General features: G+C 53.2%; 19 protein-coding genes. 13 read left to right on the top strand and 6 right to left on the bottom strand.

Annotated elements, in window-relative coordinates:
• Together FDW94_RS02430 and acpH are read right to left on the bottom strand one after the other, a co-directional pair.
• A partial coding sequence (locus FDW94_RS02430) for a peroxiredoxin (RefSeq protein WP_003021524.1) occupies positions 1-601 on the bottom strand: 601 nt, incomplete at its 3' end.
• 168 nt (positions 602-769) lie between these two features.
• The gene (gene acpH / locus FDW94_RS02435; RefSeq protein ID WP_003830978.1) at positions 770-1,351 is read right to left on the bottom strand and encodes an ACP phosphodiesterase; all 582 of its coding nucleotides are present in this window, start codon (positions 1,349-1,351) and stop codon (positions 770-772) included.
• Between the two features lie 90 nt (positions 1,352-1,441).
• Between acpH and queA the strand changes: the two genes are divergently transcribed.
• The 7 genes from queA (at position 1,442) to FDW94_RS02470 (ending at position 8,159) form a co-directional block, all read left to right on the top strand.
• Positions 1,442-2,512 carry a tRNA preQ1(34) S-adenosylmethionine ribosyltransferase-isomerase QueA gene (queA, locus tag FDW94_RS02440; protein ID WP_003021529.1) on the top strand — a complete coding sequence of 357 codons (1,071 nt, stop codon included), beginning with the start codon at positions 1,442-1,444 and terminating at the stop codon, positions 2,510-2,512.
• A 55-nt stretch (positions 2,513-2,567) separates the two neighbouring features.
• Positions 2,568-3,695: a tRNA guanosine(34) transglycosylase Tgt gene (gene tgt / locus FDW94_RS02445; RefSeq protein ID WP_003021535.1), complete on the top strand. Its 1,128-nt coding sequence runs from the start codon at positions 2,568-2,570 to the stop codon at positions 3,693-3,695.
• A 22-nt stretch (positions 3,696-3,717) separates the two neighbouring features.
• Positions 3,718-4,050: a preprotein translocase subunit YajC gene (gene yajC / locus FDW94_RS02450; protein WP_003021544.1), complete on the top strand. Its 333-nt coding sequence runs from the start codon at positions 3,718-3,720 to the stop codon at positions 4,048-4,050.
• 27 nt (positions 4,051-4,077) lie between these two features.
• Entirely contained in the window at positions 4,078-5,925 is a 1,848-nt protein-coding gene (gene secD, locus FDW94_RS02455) for a protein translocase subunit SecD (RefSeq protein ID WP_003021547.1), read from the top strand.
• A gap of 10 nt (positions 5,926-5,935) precedes the next feature.
• Positions 5,936-6,907 carry a protein translocase subunit SecF gene (gene secF, locus FDW94_RS02460; RefSeq protein ID WP_003021550.1) on the top strand — a complete coding sequence of 324 codons (972 nt, stop codon included), beginning with the start codon at positions 5,936-5,938 and terminating at the stop codon, positions 6,905-6,907.
• A gap of 170 nt (positions 6,908-7,077) precedes the next feature.
• Complete coding sequence (locus FDW94_RS02465) at positions 7,078-7,443, top strand: VOC family protein (RefSeq protein ID WP_008783926.1); 366 nt, start codon at positions 7,078-7,080, stop codon at positions 7,441-7,443.
• A 23-nt stretch (positions 7,444-7,466) separates the two neighbouring features.
• Complete coding sequence (locus FDW94_RS02470; protein ID WP_032942528.1) at positions 7,467-8,159, top strand: YafY family protein; 693 nt, start codon at positions 7,467-7,469, stop codon at positions 8,157-8,159.
• Positions 8,160-8,204: 45 nt separating this feature from the next.
• Here the strand turns inward: FDW94_RS02470 and FDW94_RS02475 are convergent, their stop codons facing one another.
• Together FDW94_RS02475 and FDW94_RS02480 are read right to left on the bottom strand one after the other, a co-directional pair.
• The gene (locus FDW94_RS02475; RefSeq protein ID WP_003021561.1) at positions 8,205-9,068 is read right to left on the bottom strand and encodes a nucleoside-specific channel-forming protein Tsx; all 864 of its coding nucleotides are present in this window, start codon (positions 9,066-9,068) and stop codon (positions 8,205-8,207) included.
• Positions 9,069-9,366: 298 nt separating this feature from the next.
• Complete coding sequence (locus FDW94_RS02480; RefSeq protein ID WP_032944319.1) at positions 9,367-9,906, bottom strand: DUF3251 domain-containing protein; 540 nt, start codon at positions 9,904-9,906, stop codon at positions 9,367-9,369.
• Between the two features lie 153 nt (positions 9,907-10,059).
• Between FDW94_RS02480 and nrdR the strand changes: the two genes are divergently transcribed.
• From nrdR to pgpA, 6 genes are all read left to right on the top strand, one after another.
• Positions 10,060-10,509 (top strand): transcriptional regulator NrdR, encoded by a 450-nt coding sequence (gene nrdR, locus FDW94_RS02485; RefSeq protein ID WP_003021571.1) that lies wholly within the window; start codon positions 10,060-10,062, stop codon positions 10,507-10,509.
• Between the two features lie 3 nt (positions 10,510-10,512).
• Positions 10,513-11,616, top strand: a complete 1,104-nt coding sequence (gene ribD / locus FDW94_RS02490) for a bifunctional diaminohydroxyphosphoribosylaminopyrimidine deaminase/5-amino-6-(5-phosphoribosylamino)uracil reductase RibD (RefSeq protein ID WP_137377085.1) — start codon at positions 10,513-10,515, stop codon at positions 11,614-11,616.
• A 90-nt stretch (positions 11,617-11,706) separates the two neighbouring features.
• Complete coding sequence (gene ribE, locus FDW94_RS02495) at positions 11,707-12,177, top strand: 6,7-dimethyl-8-ribityllumazine synthase (protein ID WP_003021575.1); 471 nt, start codon at positions 11,707-11,709, stop codon at positions 12,175-12,177.
• 19 nt (positions 12,178-12,196) lie between these two features.
• Positions 12,197-12,616 carry a transcription antitermination factor NusB gene (gene nusB / locus FDW94_RS02500; RefSeq protein WP_000801129.1) on the top strand — a complete coding sequence of 140 codons (420 nt, stop codon included), beginning with the start codon at positions 12,197-12,199 and terminating at the stop codon, positions 12,614-12,616.
• A gap of 77 nt (positions 12,617-12,693) precedes the next feature.
• The gene (gene thiL, locus FDW94_RS02505) at positions 12,694-13,671 is read left to right on the top strand and encodes a thiamine-phosphate kinase (protein WP_111465991.1); all 978 of its coding nucleotides are present in this window, start codon (positions 12,694-12,696) and stop codon (positions 13,669-13,671) included.
• The gene (gene pgpA / locus FDW94_RS02510; protein ID WP_003021578.1) at positions 13,649-14,167 is read left to right on the top strand and encodes a phosphatidylglycerophosphatase A; all 519 of its coding nucleotides are present in this window, start codon (positions 13,649-13,651) and stop codon (positions 14,165-14,167) included. Before thiL ends, pgpA begins: the two co-directional genes overlap by 23 nt.
• A gap of 99 nt (positions 14,168-14,266) precedes the next feature.
• Here the strand turns inward: pgpA and yajO are convergent, their stop codons facing one another.
• Positions 14,267-15,241 (bottom strand): 1-deoxyxylulose-5-phosphate synthase YajO, encoded by a 975-nt coding sequence (gene yajO / locus FDW94_RS02515; protein WP_008783931.1) that lies wholly within the window; start codon positions 15,239-15,241, stop codon positions 14,267-14,269.
• 56 nt (positions 15,242-15,297) lie between these two features.
• Positions 15,298-16,024, bottom strand: a 727-nt coding sequence (locus FDW94_RS23765; protein WP_283205062.1) for a transketolase C-terminal domain-containing protein, incomplete at its 5' end; no start/stop codon positions are given.

Here is a 16,024-nt window from a genome sequence, read left to right on the forward strand (position 1 = left end):
ACAGGCTGGAAACGTTCTCGGTCAGGTATTTTGCCACGCCGTCCGGAGACGCGTTCATACCTTCTTTACCTTTTTCCCACTGTGCCGGGCAAACGTCACCGTGCTCTTCGTGGAACTGCAGCGCGTCAACCATGCGCAGCATTTCGTCGATGTTACGACCCAGCGGCAGATCGTTAACCACCTGGTGGCGAACAACGCCGTTAGCGTCGATCAGGAAAGAACCGCGCAGCGCTACGCCCGCTTCCGGGTGCTCGATGCCGTAGGCTTTCTGGATTTCGCGTTTGATGTCAGCAACCATTGCGTATTTCACTGCACCGATGCCGCCTTTGTCGACAGGGGTGTTACGCCATGCGTTGTGGACAAATTCAGAGTCGAAGGAAACGCCAACAACTTCAACGCCGCGCTTCTGGAATTCTTCGTAACGTTTGTCGAATGCAATCAGTTCAGACGGGCAAACGAAGGTGAAGTCCATCGGCCAGAAGAACAGAACGGTGGTTTTACCGTTGGTATGCTGTTTGAAGTTGAAGTTTTCAACGATCTCACCGCTACCCAGTACCGCAGCTGCTGTGAAATCCGGAGCCTGACGAGTTACCAGTACCATATAATTCTCCTGCAATGTTAAGGGGTTTTTGGAACGCAACGCGGGCCAGTATAGAGAGTGTTCGGGAATAAGACAAAGAGGCGCTGGCAATCAATGAGACAGGTTTTGTCTATCAATCTTTTGCCGGATGGCGGCTACTGCTTATCCGGCGGGGAATGCGGGCTGCGATCAAAGGGTTTTACACCGCGCCTGTTCCATCATTTGCGGATAAAACTGCCAGAATCGTTCTTCTAACGCATCGTAATGCGTATCGAGGTCATACCATGAGTCGCGTAGGGCATCGAGCCGTGGACGGCGGCTGGCCATGCCGTTCAGGACGTTCTGGATAAAATCCATGTCCCGGTAGCGCTCAAGCCATTTCTCTGACCATATATAGTTGTTCAGATTGATAAAGCGCGGCGGCGATTCCGGCAAAATAGTGGTTACCTGGGTACGGGCATAGCGCACAAAGTCCGTCAGCGGGAAGTCAGGGGAGATTTCCGACCAATGGCGCGACAGAAAATGATCCCACATAACGTCCAGCGTAATCGGCGCGACGCGGCGCGTTTCGCTACGAAACCACTCTTTGGCTTCACGCACCTGCGGTAAGTTATCGGTCATCACGTCGATACGACGATGCATGAAGATGCCTGCTACCACATCAGGCGAGTAGTGCGTTTCCGGATTACCCCGGACAAAATCGGCCAGCAGATTGCCGGAAAGCGAGCTATCGGCAAGGTGAGCGAGATGCAAATGTGCAAGAAAATTCATAGTTAAACGTTTATCCAGAGGGGTAAAGGTTGCAGGGAGAACGCCCCGGCACTAGACTACCCGCCTCTTATTTTAGTCTGAGTCAGTGTCATGCGCGTTACCGATTTCACCTTTGAACTACCCGAATCCCTGATTGCCCACTATCCGCAAGCTGAGCGCAGTAGCTGCCGCTTGCTGTCTTTGGACGGGCCGACGGGCGCGCTGACGCACGGTACTTTCACCGATTTGCTCGATAAGCTCAACCCTGGAGACTTGCTGGTCTTTAACAACACCCGCGTCATTCCTGCGCGTCTGTTTGGTCGTAAAGCCAGCGGCGGCAAGATTGAAGTGCTGGTCGAACGTATGCTGGATGACAAACGTATTCTGGCGCATATTCGTGCCTCGAAAGCGCCGAAACCGGGTGCCGAGCTGCTGTTGGGCGACGACGAAAGTATTAAAGCGACGATGGTCGCCCGCCATGACGCGCTGTTTGAAGTTGAGTTTAACGACGAACGCAGCGTGCTGGATATCCTCAACGCCATCGGCCATATGCCGTTGCCTCCGTATATCGACCGTCCGGATGAAGACGCCGACCGCGAGCTGTACCAGACCGTGTACAGCGAAAAACCGGGTGCCGTCGCTGCGCCGACCGCGGGTCTGCATTTTGACGATCCGCTGCTGGCTAAACTGCGCGATAAAGGCATTGAAATGGCGTTCGTCACCCTGCACGTTGGAGCTGGTACTTTCCAGCCGGTGCGCGTAGACACCATCGAAGACCACATTATGCATTCCGAATATGCGGAAGTGCCGCAGGATGTGGTGGACGCGGTGCTGGCGGCGAAAGCGCGCGGTAATCGCGTGATTGCGGTAGGTACCACCTCCGTGCGTTCGCTGGAAAGTGCGGCGCAGGCGGCCAAAAACGATCTCATCGAGCCGTTCTTCGGCGATACACAAATCTTTATTTATCCAGGCTATAAATATCAGGTGATTGATGCTCTGGTCACCAACTTCCACCTGCCGGAATCAACGCTGATTATGCTGGTTTCCGCATTTGCTGGTTATAAAAACACCATGCACGCCTATCATGAAGCGGTAAAAGCGGAATATCGCTTTTTTAGTTACGGGGATGCCATGTTTATCACGTACAATCCGCAGGCTATTTCTGAGCGTGTCGGGGAGTAAGTCTCCGGCATGAGTGTTTAAAACGTCGGACTGTTTTTCTGACGCAGGAGTGAAGATGAAATTTGAACTGGATACCACAGACGGTCGCGCTCGCCGCGGCCGCCTGGTTTTTGATCGTGGCGTAGTAGAAACGCCTGCTTTTATGCCGGTCGGTACTTACGGCACAGTAAAAGGCATGACGCCGGAAGAAGTTGAAGCGACCGGCGCACAGATTATCCTCGGCAACACTTTCCACCTGTGGCTGCGCCCGGGTCAGGAAATCATGAAACTGCACGGCGATCTGCACGATTTCATGCAGTGGAAAGGGCCGATCCTCACCGACTCCGGCGGCTTCCAGGTGTTCAGCCTGGGCGATATCCGTAAGATAACCGAGCAGGGCGTGCATTTCCGTAACCCGATCAACGGCGATCCGATTTTCCTCGATCCAGAGAAGTCGATGGAGATTCAATACGATCTCGGTTCCGATATCGTGATGATCTTCGATGAATGTACACCGTATCCGGCCGACTGGGACTATGCTAAACGCTCAATGGAGATGTCTTTGCGTTGGGCGAAGCGCAGCCGTGACCGTTTTGATAGTCTCGGCAACAAAAATGCGCTTTTTGGCATCATTCAGGGCAGTGTTTACGAAGATTTACGTGATATCTCCGTCAAAGGTCTGGTAGATATCGGCTTTGATGGCTACGCTGTCGGCGGTTTGGCTGTCGGTGAGCCGAAGGAAGATATGCACCGCATTCTGGAACATGTTTGCCCGCAGATTCCGGCAGATAAACCGCGTTACCTGATGGGCGTCGGCAAACCAGAAGATCTGGTTGAAGGCGTGCGTCGCGGTATCGATATGTTTGACTGCGTGATGCCAACGCGAAATGCCCGTAATGGTCATTTGTTTGTGACTGACGGCGTGGTAAAAATTCGTAACGCGAAACATAAAAGCGACACCAGTCCGCTCGATGCTGAGTGTGATTGCTACACCTGTCGCAATTATTCGCGCGCTTACTTGCATCATCTCGACCGTTGCAACGAAATATTGGGCGCGCGACTCAACACGATTCATAACCTTCGCTACTACCAGCGTTTGATGGCGGGTTTACGCAAGGCTATTGAAGAGGGTAAATTAGAGAGCTTCGTGACCGATTTTTACCAACGTCAGGGTAGACCAGTTCCACCTGTGAACGTTGATTAATTTTAATAATGAGGGAATTTGAATGAGCTTTTTTATTTCTGATGCGGTAGCGGCAACAGGTGCTCCGGCGCAGGGCAGCCCGATGTCTCTGATTCTGATGCTGGTGGTGTTTGGTCTGATTTTCTATTTCATGATCCTGCGCCCACAGCAAAAGCGTACCAAAGAACACAAGAACCTGATGAACTCCATTGCGAAAGGCGATGAAGTACTGACTAACGGTGGTCTGGTGGGTCGCGTGACTAAAGTAGCAGAATCTGGCTACATCGCTATCGCGCTGAACGACACCACTGAAGTGGTTATCAAACGTGATTTCGTAGCTGCCGTTCTGCCGAAAGGCACCATGAAGGCGCTGTAATTTATTGTTTTCCCAAAGGGAACTGCCGTGTTAAACCGTTATCCTTTGTGGAAGTATGTCATGCTGATCGTCGTTATTGTCGTCGGTCTGCTCTATGCGCTTCCCAACCTGTATGGTGAGGATCCGGCTGTTCAAATCACTGGCGTGCGCGGTGCCGCCGCCAGTGAGCAAACGCTGATCCAGGTCCAGAAAACGTTACAAGAAGATAAAATCACACCTAAGTCTGTGGCTCTGGAAGAGGGTGCTATTCTCGCGCGCTTCGACTCCACTGATACCCAACTGCGCGCACGTGAAGTATTAATGGGCGTACTGGGCGATCAGTACGTCGTGGCGCTTAACCTTGCTCCGGCAACCCCGCGCTGGCTGGCTGCCATTCACGCAGAACCGATGAAACTCGGTCTTGACCTGCGTGGCGGCGTTCACTTCCTGATGGAAGTGGATATGGACACCGCGCTGAGTAAGTTGCAGGAACAAAATATCGATAGCCTGCGCAGCGATCTGCGTGAAAAAGGCATTCCTTATACTACCGTTCGCAAAGAAGATAACTACGGTCTGAGCATCACTTTCCGTGATAGCAGCGCCCGTGATGAAGCTATCTCTTACCTGAGCAAACGTCACCAGGATCTGGTTATTTCCAGCCAGGGCAGCAATGCTCTGCGTGCGGTAATGACCGATGCGCGCCTGAGCGAAGCCCGTGAATACGCGGTACAGCAGAACATCAACATTCTGCGTAATCGTGTTAACCAACTGGGTGTTGCTGAGCCGGTGGTACAACGTCAGGGTGCTGACCGCATTGTGGTCGAACTGCCGGGTATTCAGGATACCGCGCGTGCGAAAGAAATTCTGGGCGCAACCGCGACGCTGGAATTCCGTCTGGTAAATACCAACGTTGACCAGTCTGCTGCGGCATCCGGGCGTGTACCGGGTGATTCGGAAGTGAAACAATCTCGCGAAGGTCAGCCGGTTGTGCTGTACAAGCGCGTGATCCTGACCGGTGACCATATCACCGACTCCACTTCCAGCCAGGACGAATACAATCAGCCGCAGGTTAACATCTCGCTGGATAGCGCAGGTGGTAACATCATGTCCAACTTCACCAAGGACAACATCGGTAAGCCGATGGCGACCCTGTTCGTGGAGTACAAAGACAGCGGTAAGAAAGATGCCAACGGTCGTGCAGTACTGGTGAAACAGGAAGAGGTGATTAACATCGCCAATATCCAGTCTCGCCTGGGTAACAGCTTCCGTATCACCGGTATCAACAACCCGAACGAAGCACGCCAGCTTTCCCTGCTGTTACGTGCCGGTGCGTTGATTGCGCCGATTCAGATTGTTGAAGAACGTACCATCGGCCCAACCCTGGGTATGCAGAACATTAAACAGGGTCTGGAAGCATGTCTGGCCGGTCTGGTGGTGTCTATCCTGTTCATGATCTTCTTCTATAAGAAGTTCGGTCTGATTGCGACCAGTGCGCTGATTGCTAACCTGGTGCTGATTGTCGGTATTATGTCGTTGCTGCCGGGTGCTACGCTGAGTATGCCGGGGATTGCGGGGATCGTCTTAACCCTTGCCGTCGCGGTCGATGCGAACGTACTGATCAACGAACGTATCAAAGAAGAGTTGAGTAACGGGCGTTCGGTGCAGCAGGCCATCAATGAAGGTTATGCGGGCGCATTTAGCTCCATCTTTGATGCGAACATTACGACGCTGATCAAGGTCATCATCCTGTACGCAGTTGGCACCGGGGCAATTAAAGGGTTCGCGATTACTACCGGTATTGGTGTGGCGACGTCGATGTTTACCGCGATTGTCGGTACACGTGCCATCGTAAACCTGTTGTATGGCGGCAAGCGCGTCAAAAAGCTGTCAATCTGAGGAGTGCGAAGTGGCACAGGAATATACTGTTGAACAATTGAACCACGGCCGTAAAGTCTGGGACTTTATGCGCTGGGACTACTGGGCTTTCGGCATTTCAGGTTTCCTGCTGATTGCGGCCATCGTGGTGATGGGCGTACGCGGGTTTAACTGGGGGCTCGATTTCACCGGTGGTACGGTTATTGAAATCACGCTGGAAAAACCGGCCGATATGGACGTGATGCGCGATGCGCTGGAGAAAGCGGGCTTCGTTGATCCGCTTCTGCAGAACTTCGGCAGCAGCCACGACATTATGGTACGTATGCCGCCAACTGAAGGTGCAGACGGCGGTCAGGTGCTGGGTAGCAAAGTGTTGAGTGTGATTAACGAATCCACCAACCAAAACGCCGCGGTGAAGCGAATTGAATTCGTGGGTCCGAGCGTGGGTGCAGACCTGGCGCAAACCGGTGCGATGGCGCTGATGGCGGCGTTGATCTCCATCCTGGTGTACGTCGGTTTCCGCTTTGAGTGGCGACTGGCGGCAGGGGTAGTTATCGCGCTGGCGCACGACGTGATTATCACACTTGGGATCCTGTCGTTGTTCCATATCGAGATTGACCTGACTATCGTCGCATCACTGATGTCGGTAATCGGTTACTCGCTGAACGACAGTATCGTTGTATCTGACCGTATTCGTGAAAACTTCCGCAAAATTCGTCGCGGTACGCCTTACGAAATCTTTAACGTGTCACTGACTCAAACGCTGCACCGTACGTTGATTACGTCCGGTACAACGTTGATGGTTATTCTGATGCTGTTCCTGTTCGGTGGTCCGGTACTGGAAGGCTTCTCGCTGACGATGCTGATCGGTGTTTCCATCGGTACTGCGTCTTCTATCTACGTGGCATCGGCGCTGGCGCTGAAGCTGGGTATGAAGCGTGAGCACATGCTGCAGCAGAAGGTCGAGAAAGAAGGGGCGGATCAACCGTCGATTCTGCCTTAACCCATCCTGGAGTGAAGATACTGGAATCCCGATCGCAAGGTCGGGATTTTTTTTGCCTGTGAATTAGCGACAGGTAATTATCTTTTCCTGTCGCCACACTACTGACAGTATGCTGTCAGTAGCCCTGCCTTATAGTCCTCCTGAGATTACCCACACAGGCAGGAGGAAGTATGAGCAACGTAATTAATTGGTTTGAAATCCCCGTGGCACAAATGGACCGCGCCATCGCTTTTTATGAGCCAGTAATGCAGGTTTCTTTGCGCCGGGAGAACATGGACTGCGCTGAGCTCGCCGTATTTCCGCATCAGGATCCCGCTCCCGGCGGGGCGCTGGCTAAATTTGACGGTATTACGCCTTCAACGCAGGGCGCTATTATTTATCTGCATACGGACGATTTGGCTGCAACGCTTGAACGCGTCGCCACTGCTGGCGGTCAGTGTGTGTTTGGCCCACTAGAACTGGGGCAGGACATTGGTACGATTGCGCTATTTACTGACAGCGAAGGCAATCGTGTTGGTTTACATCAACCCGCGTAATATTTTCAGCACTGAGGATTAAAATGAGCAGACGCGCCGACCGCTTGTTTCAGATTGTGCAAATCCTGCGTGGCAGGCGAGTGACAACGGCGGCGCTGCTGGCAGAGCGTCTTGAGGTTTCTGAACGGACGATTTATCGCGATATCCGCGATCTCTCTTTATCCGGTGTGCCTATTGAAGGCGAAGTGGGCAGCGGATACCGCTTAATGGCCGGGTTTGATCTACCGCCGTTGATGTTAACGCATCACGAATCAGAAGCATTGATGGTAGCGATTCGATTGCTGAAAACATGGGGTGGGGATTCACTCTCACAGGCGTTGGAATCCGCGCAGGAAAAAGTGTTGGCGATATTGCCGCCAGAGAGTCGGCGCAGAGCCGAGCAAACGCGGATTTTCGCGCCAGATTTTGGTAATCAGCCGCATTCACGCAGTGCCTTCGATCTCATACATCGCGCGGTTTCAGCACAGCAGGTGCTGGCGCTGCATTATCGCGATGAGTCCGGGAACCTCTCCTGGCGCGACGTTCAGCCGCTGGGATTATTTTTCTGGGGCGAGCACTGGCTGCTGGTTGGCTGGTGCGAGAAGCGTGACGATTATCGTTGCTTTCGCGTTGATCGATGTCTGAAGATTACGCCACTCGACAGGCATTTTCGCGAATCGGCAGATCGCTCGCTAAGTGACTTTTTGCGTAAAGTACGCTGTGAAGACCAGCCATAAAAAAGCCAGCGGTTAAGCTGGCTTGTCTGCGAGACATTGTCTGGATTAGAAATTGTAACCTACGACCAGGTAACCACCCCAACCGGTAGATTTCGCGCTGAAGTCGCCTTCGCCCCAGTTCAGGGTATCTCCACCTTTCCACTGGCCGCCGTTATGGAAGTAACGCGCTACGACGGAGTAGTGCCAGTGATCGTAGTTCAGCGCCAGGACGTGGCTGGACGCGATAGAGTTGCTGGTGCGGTTCGGATCATCACCCAAATCTGAGCCCCAGTCGAAGTTGGTGAAGCCGATGTAGGTCAACTGGCCGCCCCAAACCTGGGTGATCGGCACAAAGTATTTAACTTTGAAACGGTAGCCATCCCACTCGTTTTCGTTGGATGCGCCATAGTTCTGCCACTGGTATTTAGCATACACGTTCAGGGACAGACCCATCGGCAGACCGGTATCGATATCGGTACCCAGACCCATGTACCAGGTGCTCTGGCGGCTGGCTTTGTTATCACCCATATCGTAGATGTAGTTGTTGGCGAAATACCATTCTTTGAACGGACCAAAGCTCAGATCAGCACCGGTCAGTTTGTCGATGGAGAAACGCGGTTCGATTTCCATAAACAGCGGGGAACCGTCAGACCAGATACCTTTATCGTTGCCGTTACCCCAGTCGAAGGTTTTCGGAATATCGATGTAGCCATAGAAGTCAAACCAGTCTTTTTTGGCAAACGCTTCGTATTCAAGATACACGTCGTTGTTCAGTTTCGGGGAGAAACGGGTGTGATAGCTACCCACCACGTTAACGCTTTGGTGCCACCAGTCGGACAGATATTGCGGTTTGTCATTTTCTGCTGCGTTGGCAGTAAAAGACGAGGAGAGCGCCAGCACTGCACCGGCTGCAAGTAATGTTTTTTTCATATGTATGCCACTGTTTGAAATCCCTTTCGGGAGTGAAAAATGCGCAATTTGCGTTTCTAAATATTTCGTAATTCTTCGGAGCCTATTATAAAAATCATTGTTCACAAAAATATGTCTTGTTTCACAGTTCTATCATTTACGTAATCGATTGCGTTCACGTTTGCGTACTTTAGGCGGCGAATTGTACTGGCTCCCATGAATGTTGCCAAGTTTTACCAGAAATATCGGTTATGTCAGGGGAGTAACAAAAAGAAGCAGAGTGATGTTGCGGAACGCACAAAACGTTCCGCAAAAAAGTTTATTGGCTAACAGGCTGGACGTCGTGGATGCGCACAAATCCTAACTGATCTGGAGTGAGGCCATTCATCTGTAACGGAATGTCTACGTCGCTGGGAGCTAGAATACTCGCCGGAGCGTTGACCAATTGGTTATGAACGTTCACTTCCTGATAGTTGTCCGTGGTGCCCTGAATTTGCCCGTACTCGACGGTGGCGCTAAAGGCGGGTAAAGGCGTGTTGGATTCACCCTGAATTCGTAGCGTCAGGCGCGTACCATCGGCGTTCGGTGCAATGTTCACCAGCGACATGCGTAAGGTGCCAATCTGGCTGTCCAGTCGTGCCGGGGTTTTGGAGCCGGGCAGCAGATAGGCGCCGCTGGTTGATTTTGCATTCAACATATTTTGTTGTGTAATTTTTACCGTTTCCTGATTAAGCTGCGTCATCTCTTTATTCAACGTGCTAACGCTTTGATGCATCTGGCGTACTTCGCTTTGCTGTGCGCAGGCACTAAGACTAAAGAGACTTCCCACCAGGAGAATTCTTAGGTAACGTCTTGTCATTGTGATTACTTCCTTCATTGTCGCGATAGCATAATGGTAGTGTGCACTGAGCACGAAGGCATCGATCCTTTGTCTCAAAAGCGCAGCGCCTTTGTTGTCACGGCAGTTCAGGGTAAAATAGATTCTGTTAACCACTGAGGTACAGGACGCCGTATGCATTGCCCATTCTGTTTCGCCGTAGACACTAAGGTAATTGACTCTCGTCTTGTAGGCGAGGGCTCCTCGGTACGCCGCCGTCGGCAGTGTCTGGTTTGTAACGAACGTTTCACCACTTTTGAAGTGGCTGAACTTGTCATGCCGCGCGTTGTGAAAAGCAACGATGTGCGTGAACCCTTTAATGAAGAAAAGCTGCGCAGCGGCATGCTCAGAGCGCTTGAGAAACGGCCTGTCAGCGCAGATGACGTCGAAATGGCGTTAAACCATATCAAATCACAGCTGCGTGCGACGGGCGAGCGTGAGGTGCCGAGCAAGATGATTGGCAACCTGGTGATGGAGCAGTTGAAAAAGCTCGATAAAGTCGCCTACATCCGCTTTGCCTCTGTCTACCGGAGTTTCGAAGACATCAAAGAATTTGGCGAAGAGATTGCTCGCCTACAGGACTAAGCCATGCAGGATGAATTGTACATGGCGCGCGCGCTAAAGCTTGCTGCGCGCGGACGTTTTACCACTCACCCCAACCCCAACGTGGGCTGCGTGATTATGAAAGATGGGGAGATCGTCGGTGAAGGATATCATCACCGAGCGGGCGAACCGCATGCCGAAGTTCATGCTCTGCGGATGGCCGGAGAAAAAGCGCAGGGGGCAACTGCCTACGTGACGCTTGAACCCTGTAGTCATCATGGTCGCACGCCGCCGTGTTGCGATGCGCTGATTGCGGCGGGGGTGTCGCGTGTGGTTGCGGCGATGCAGGATCCCAATCCGCAGGTCGCAGGACGTGGGCTCTACCGTTTGCAGCAGGCGGGTATCGACGTCAGCCACGGGCTGATGATGAGCGAAGTTGAGCAACTGAATAAAGGCTTCCTCAAGCGCATGCGTACGGGATTCCCGTATCTTCAGCTTAAGCTTGGCGCGTCGCTTGATGGCCGTACAGCGATGGCCAGCGGTGAAAGCCAGTGGATCACCTCGCCACAGGCGCGCCGCGATGTGCAACGCTTGCGCGCGCAAAGCCATGCCATTTTAACCAGCAGTGCTACGGTGCTGGCAGACGACCCTCAGCTTACCGTGCGTTGGTCGGAGCTTGGGGAGTCAACTCAGGCGAGTTACCCGCAGGAAGAGCTGCGTCAGCCAATCCGCATTGTTCTTGATAGCCAGAATCAGGTCACACCGGCGCACCGAATTGTGCAACAGCCTGGAGAAACCTGGATTGTCCGGACTGAAGACGACCCTCGTAGCTGGCCGGAGACGGTGCGCAGCCTGAAGGTGCCGGAACATAACGGGCATCTGGATCTGGTGGTGCTAATGATGCAACTGGGCAAACAGCAAATTAACAGCATTTGGGTTGAAGCAGGCCCAACGCTCGCCGGGGCATTATTACAGGCCGGTTTGGTCGATGAGCTAATCGTGTATGTTGCGCCTAAACTGTTAGGCAGCGATGCGAGAGGATTATGTGTGCTTCCAGGCCTTGAGAAACTGGCTGACGCACCCCATTTCAAATTCAATGAGATACGCCAGGTGGGCCCGGACGTTTGCCTGCATTTAACGACTGCGTGAGGCTTTCTGATTTAGAGGAAGCAGCGCACAGAATATTATGATAAAATCCGCCCCCCTTACGGGGCCATAAATCGAACCCGAAGGAAGAATATGAACATTATTGAAGCTAACGTTGCTACCCCGGACGCTCGCGTCGCCATCACCATTGCGCGTTTCAACAACTTTATCAATGACAGCCTGCTGGAAGGTGCTATCGACGCCCTGAAACGTATTGGCCAGGTTAAAGATGAAAACATTACCGTTGTTTGGGTTCCAGGTGCATATGAGCTGCCGCTGGCCGCTGACGCACTGGCAAAAACCGGTAAATACGACGCGGTGATTGCGCTCGGTACGGTGATCCGTGGCGGTACCGCGCACTTCGAATATGTGGCTGGCGGTGCAAGCAATGGCCTGGCGCATGTCGCTCAGGACAGTGGCATTCCGGTAGCCTTCGGTGTTCTGACCACCGAAAGTATTGAACAAGCCATCGAACGTGCTGGCACTAAAGCCGGTAACAAAGGCGCAGAAGCTGCACTGACTGCGCTTGAAATGATTAATGTATTGAAAGCCATCAAGGCCTGATTTTTGTAAGGGGAAATCCGTGAAACCTGCTGCTCGTCGCCGCGCCCGTGAGTGTGCCGTCCAGGCGCTCTACTCCTGGCAGTTGTCCCAGAACGACATCGCTGATGTTGAATACCAGTTCCTGGCGGAACAGGACGTTAAAGATGTCGACGTTCTGTATTTCCGTGAACTGCTGTCCGGGGTGGCGACTAACAGCGCGTACCTGGATGGATTAATGAAGCCTTACCTGTCTCGTCTGTTGGAAGAGCTGGGTCAGGTAGAAAAAGCCGTACTGCGTATTGCGCTGTTTGAATTGTCTAAACGTAGTGATGTGCCGTACAAAGTGGCCATCAACGAAGCGATTGAACTGGCAAAAACCTTCGGCGCTGAAGATAGCCACAAATTCGTGAACGGCGTACTGGATAAAGCAGCACCTGTGATTCGCCCCAACAAAAAGTAATCCCGAGGCCGGCTGGATGGTGGAACCTGTTTCCGCTGTCCCCGGCTTTTTCTTTTTTTTCTGCTGAGGCATAACGTATGGCATGTGGCGAGTTTTCCCTGATTGCCCGTTATTTTGACCGCGTAAGAACTTCTCGTCTTGATGTCGAAACCGGTATTGGTGACGACTGCGCACTTCTGAACATCCCTGAAAAACAAACGCTGGCGATCAGTACCGATACGCTGGTGGCAGGCAACCACTTTCTCCCCGACATTGATCCGACCGATCTCGCCTGGAAAGCACTGGCGGTGAATTTGAGCGATCTGGCGGCGATGGGGGCGGATCCTGCGTGGCTGACGCTGGCGCTCACGTTACCTGACGTCGATGAAGCCTGGCTGGAAGCCTTCAGCGATGGCCTGTTTGAACTCCTCAATTACTATGATATGCAGCTGATTGGCGGTGACACCACGCGTGGGCCGCTGTCGATGACGCTGGGTATCCATGGCTACGTCCCCGTTGGGCGGGCCTTAAAACGCTCTGGCGCGAAACCGGGTGACTGGATTTATGTTACCGGCACGCCGGGCGACAGTGCGGCCGGACTGGCGATTTTGCAGAACCGATTGCAGGTTGCAGATGCAACAGACGCGGACTATCTGCTGCAACGCCATCTGCGTCCCACGCCGCGTATTTTGCAGGGACAAGCCCTGCGCGATCTGGCCAGTGCGGCTATCGATCTCTCCGATGGCCTGATTTCTGATCTTGGGCATATCGTCAATGCCAGCGGCTGTGGCGCACGGGTTAACGTTGATGTGCTGCCATACTCCACGGCATTGTCACAGCACGTTGAGCCGGAACAGGCCCTGCGCTGGGCGCTCGCGGGTGGCGAAGATTATGAGTTATGCTTTACCGTACCGGAAATTAATCGTGGTGCGCTGGACGTGGCGCTGGGAAATCTCGGCGCAGCGTTTACCTGTATTGGGCAGATGAGCGCGGACGTGGAAGGCATTCACTTTACGCGCGATGGAAAACCCGTCACGTTTGACTGGAAAGGATATGACCATTTTGCCGCGCCTTAAAAAAGATGTCGCCAAAAGCCGCCTGAGTATGCGCAATCCGTGGCACCTGTTAGCCACCGGTTTTGGCAGCGGGCTAAGCCCAATTGTTCCTGGCACGATGGGATCGCTGGCGGCGATCCCTTTTTGGTATTTAATGACCTTTCTGCCGTGGCAGCTGTATTCGCTGGTGGTGATGTTATCTATCTGTATCGGCGTTTATCTGTGCCATCAAACGGCGAAAGATATGGGCGTGCACGATCATGGTAGCATTGTCTGGGACGAGTTTGTCGGGATGTGGATTACCCTGATGGCGCTGCCGACCAATGACTGGCAGTGGGTTGCCGCCGGATTTGTGATTTTCCGTATTCTGGATATGTGGAAGCCGTGGCCGATTCGTTGGTTCGATCGCAACGTACATGGCGGGACGGGGATCATGATCGACGATATTGTGGCCGGAATACTCTCTGCCGGAATTTTGTATTTTATCGGTCATCACTGGCCGGTAGGTATCATTTAACCCTTTTCAGGGACTATTGTAGGCCCGATAAGCGCCGCGACATCGGGCGTTCAGTGCCGGATGCGCTATGCTTATCCGGCCTACAATCTACAACCACGCTTATTTAAATCCCACCACCGGATGCTGTTTGTACGGCGTTTCCAGCTCGGCAATTTGCTCCGGCTTCAACGTTAAATCTACCGCGTTGAGCAACTCATCCAGCTGTTCCTCACGTGAAGAACCAATAATTGGCGCTGCCACGCCGGGTTTGCTCAGCAGCCAGGCCAGCGCAACCTGTGCCCGCGTTACACCCAACTCCTCACTGACACCGGTCAGTCGTGCGGCGATTTGCGCGTCGTTTTCATCGCTCTCGTTGTACAAATTTTTACCGACTTCATCGGAAACCAGACGTGCGGTTGTTTCTCCCCAGGGACGCGTCAGGCGACCGCGCGCCAGCGGGCTCCATGGGATAACGGCCACGCCTTCCTGATAGCAAAGCGGCAGCATTTCGCGTTCTTCTTCGCGGTAGATTAGGTTGTAGTGATCCTGCATGCTGACGAACTGCGCCCAGCCGTGTTGCTTCTGTAAGGCCAGAGCCTGGGCAAACTGCGAAGCGTGCATGGATGAGGCGCCAATATAGCGAGCTTTACCGGCTTTCACGACGTCGTTTAGAGCCTCCAGCGTTTCTTCGATTGGCGTGTTGTAATCCCAGCGGTGAATTTGCAGGATGTCCACATAGTCCATACCCAGGCGTCTGAGGCTGTCATCAATCGAGCGCAGGATTTGTGCGCGGGATAAACCTTCCGCTAAATCATCCACCTGGTGAAAAACCTTGGTAGCGACCACGACATCTTCGCGGCGGGCGAAATCACGCAGTGCGCGGCCGACAATCTCTTCGCTGCTGCCAGCGGAGTAGCTGTTGGCGGTATCGAAAAAGTTAATGCCGCCCTCAAGGGCGTGTTTGATTATCGGGCGGCTGCTTTCTTCAGGTAGCGTCCAGGCATGATTGCCGCGATTGGGTTCGCCAAATGTCATGCAACCCAGGCAAAGGCGGGAGACCCGTAGGTCGGTTTTTCCTAAGATGTTGTATTTCATCAATCCACTCCTGCTTAGCTCGTGATGAATTAAGCATAGCAGGAGCGGGGAGGGGATTATGCCAGCCAGGCCTTGATTTTGGCCTCAATTCCGGCGGCATTCAGACCCAGATCGGCACGAGCTTCATCCTGAGTTCCCTGCGGGATGAAGAAGTCTGGTAGGCCAATGTTCAGTACCGGGACGGGCTTACGATGGGCCATCAGCACTTCGTTTACGCCGCTGCCAGCACCACCCATAATGGCGTTCTCTTCAATGGTAACCAGCACCTCGTGTTGGGCAGCCATTTCAAGGATCAACGTTTCATCCAGTGGTTTTACAAAGCGCATATCGACCAGCGTGGCGTTCAGCGACTCTGCGACCTGAGCGGCTTCCGGCATCAGGGTGCCGAAGTTGAGAATCGCCACTTTTTCCCCGTGACGTTTCACGATGCCTTTACCAATTGGCAGTTGTTCCAGCGGGGTCAGCTCAACGCCTACCGCGTTACCGCGTGGGTAGCGCACGACCGTTGGACCATCGTTGTAGTGATAGCCGGTGAACAGCATCTGGCGGCATTCGTTTTCATCACTCGGGGTCATGATGACCATTTCCGGGATGCAGCGCAGGAAGGATAGATCGAACGCCCCCTGGTGGGTTTGTCCATCTGCGCCAACAATCCCTGCCCGGTCAACGGCAAACAGGACCGGCAGTTTCTGGATGGCTACATCGTGCAGCACCTGATCGTAGGCGCGTTGCAGGAAGGTCGAGTAAATGGCTACCACCGGCTTGTAGCCGCCAATCGCCAGA

The organism is Citrobacter sp. wls757 (genome assembly GCF_005280935.1).
GTDB classification, from domain to species: domain Bacteria; phylum Pseudomonadota; class Gammaproteobacteria; order Enterobacterales; family Enterobacteriaceae; genus Citrobacter; species Citrobacter portucalensis.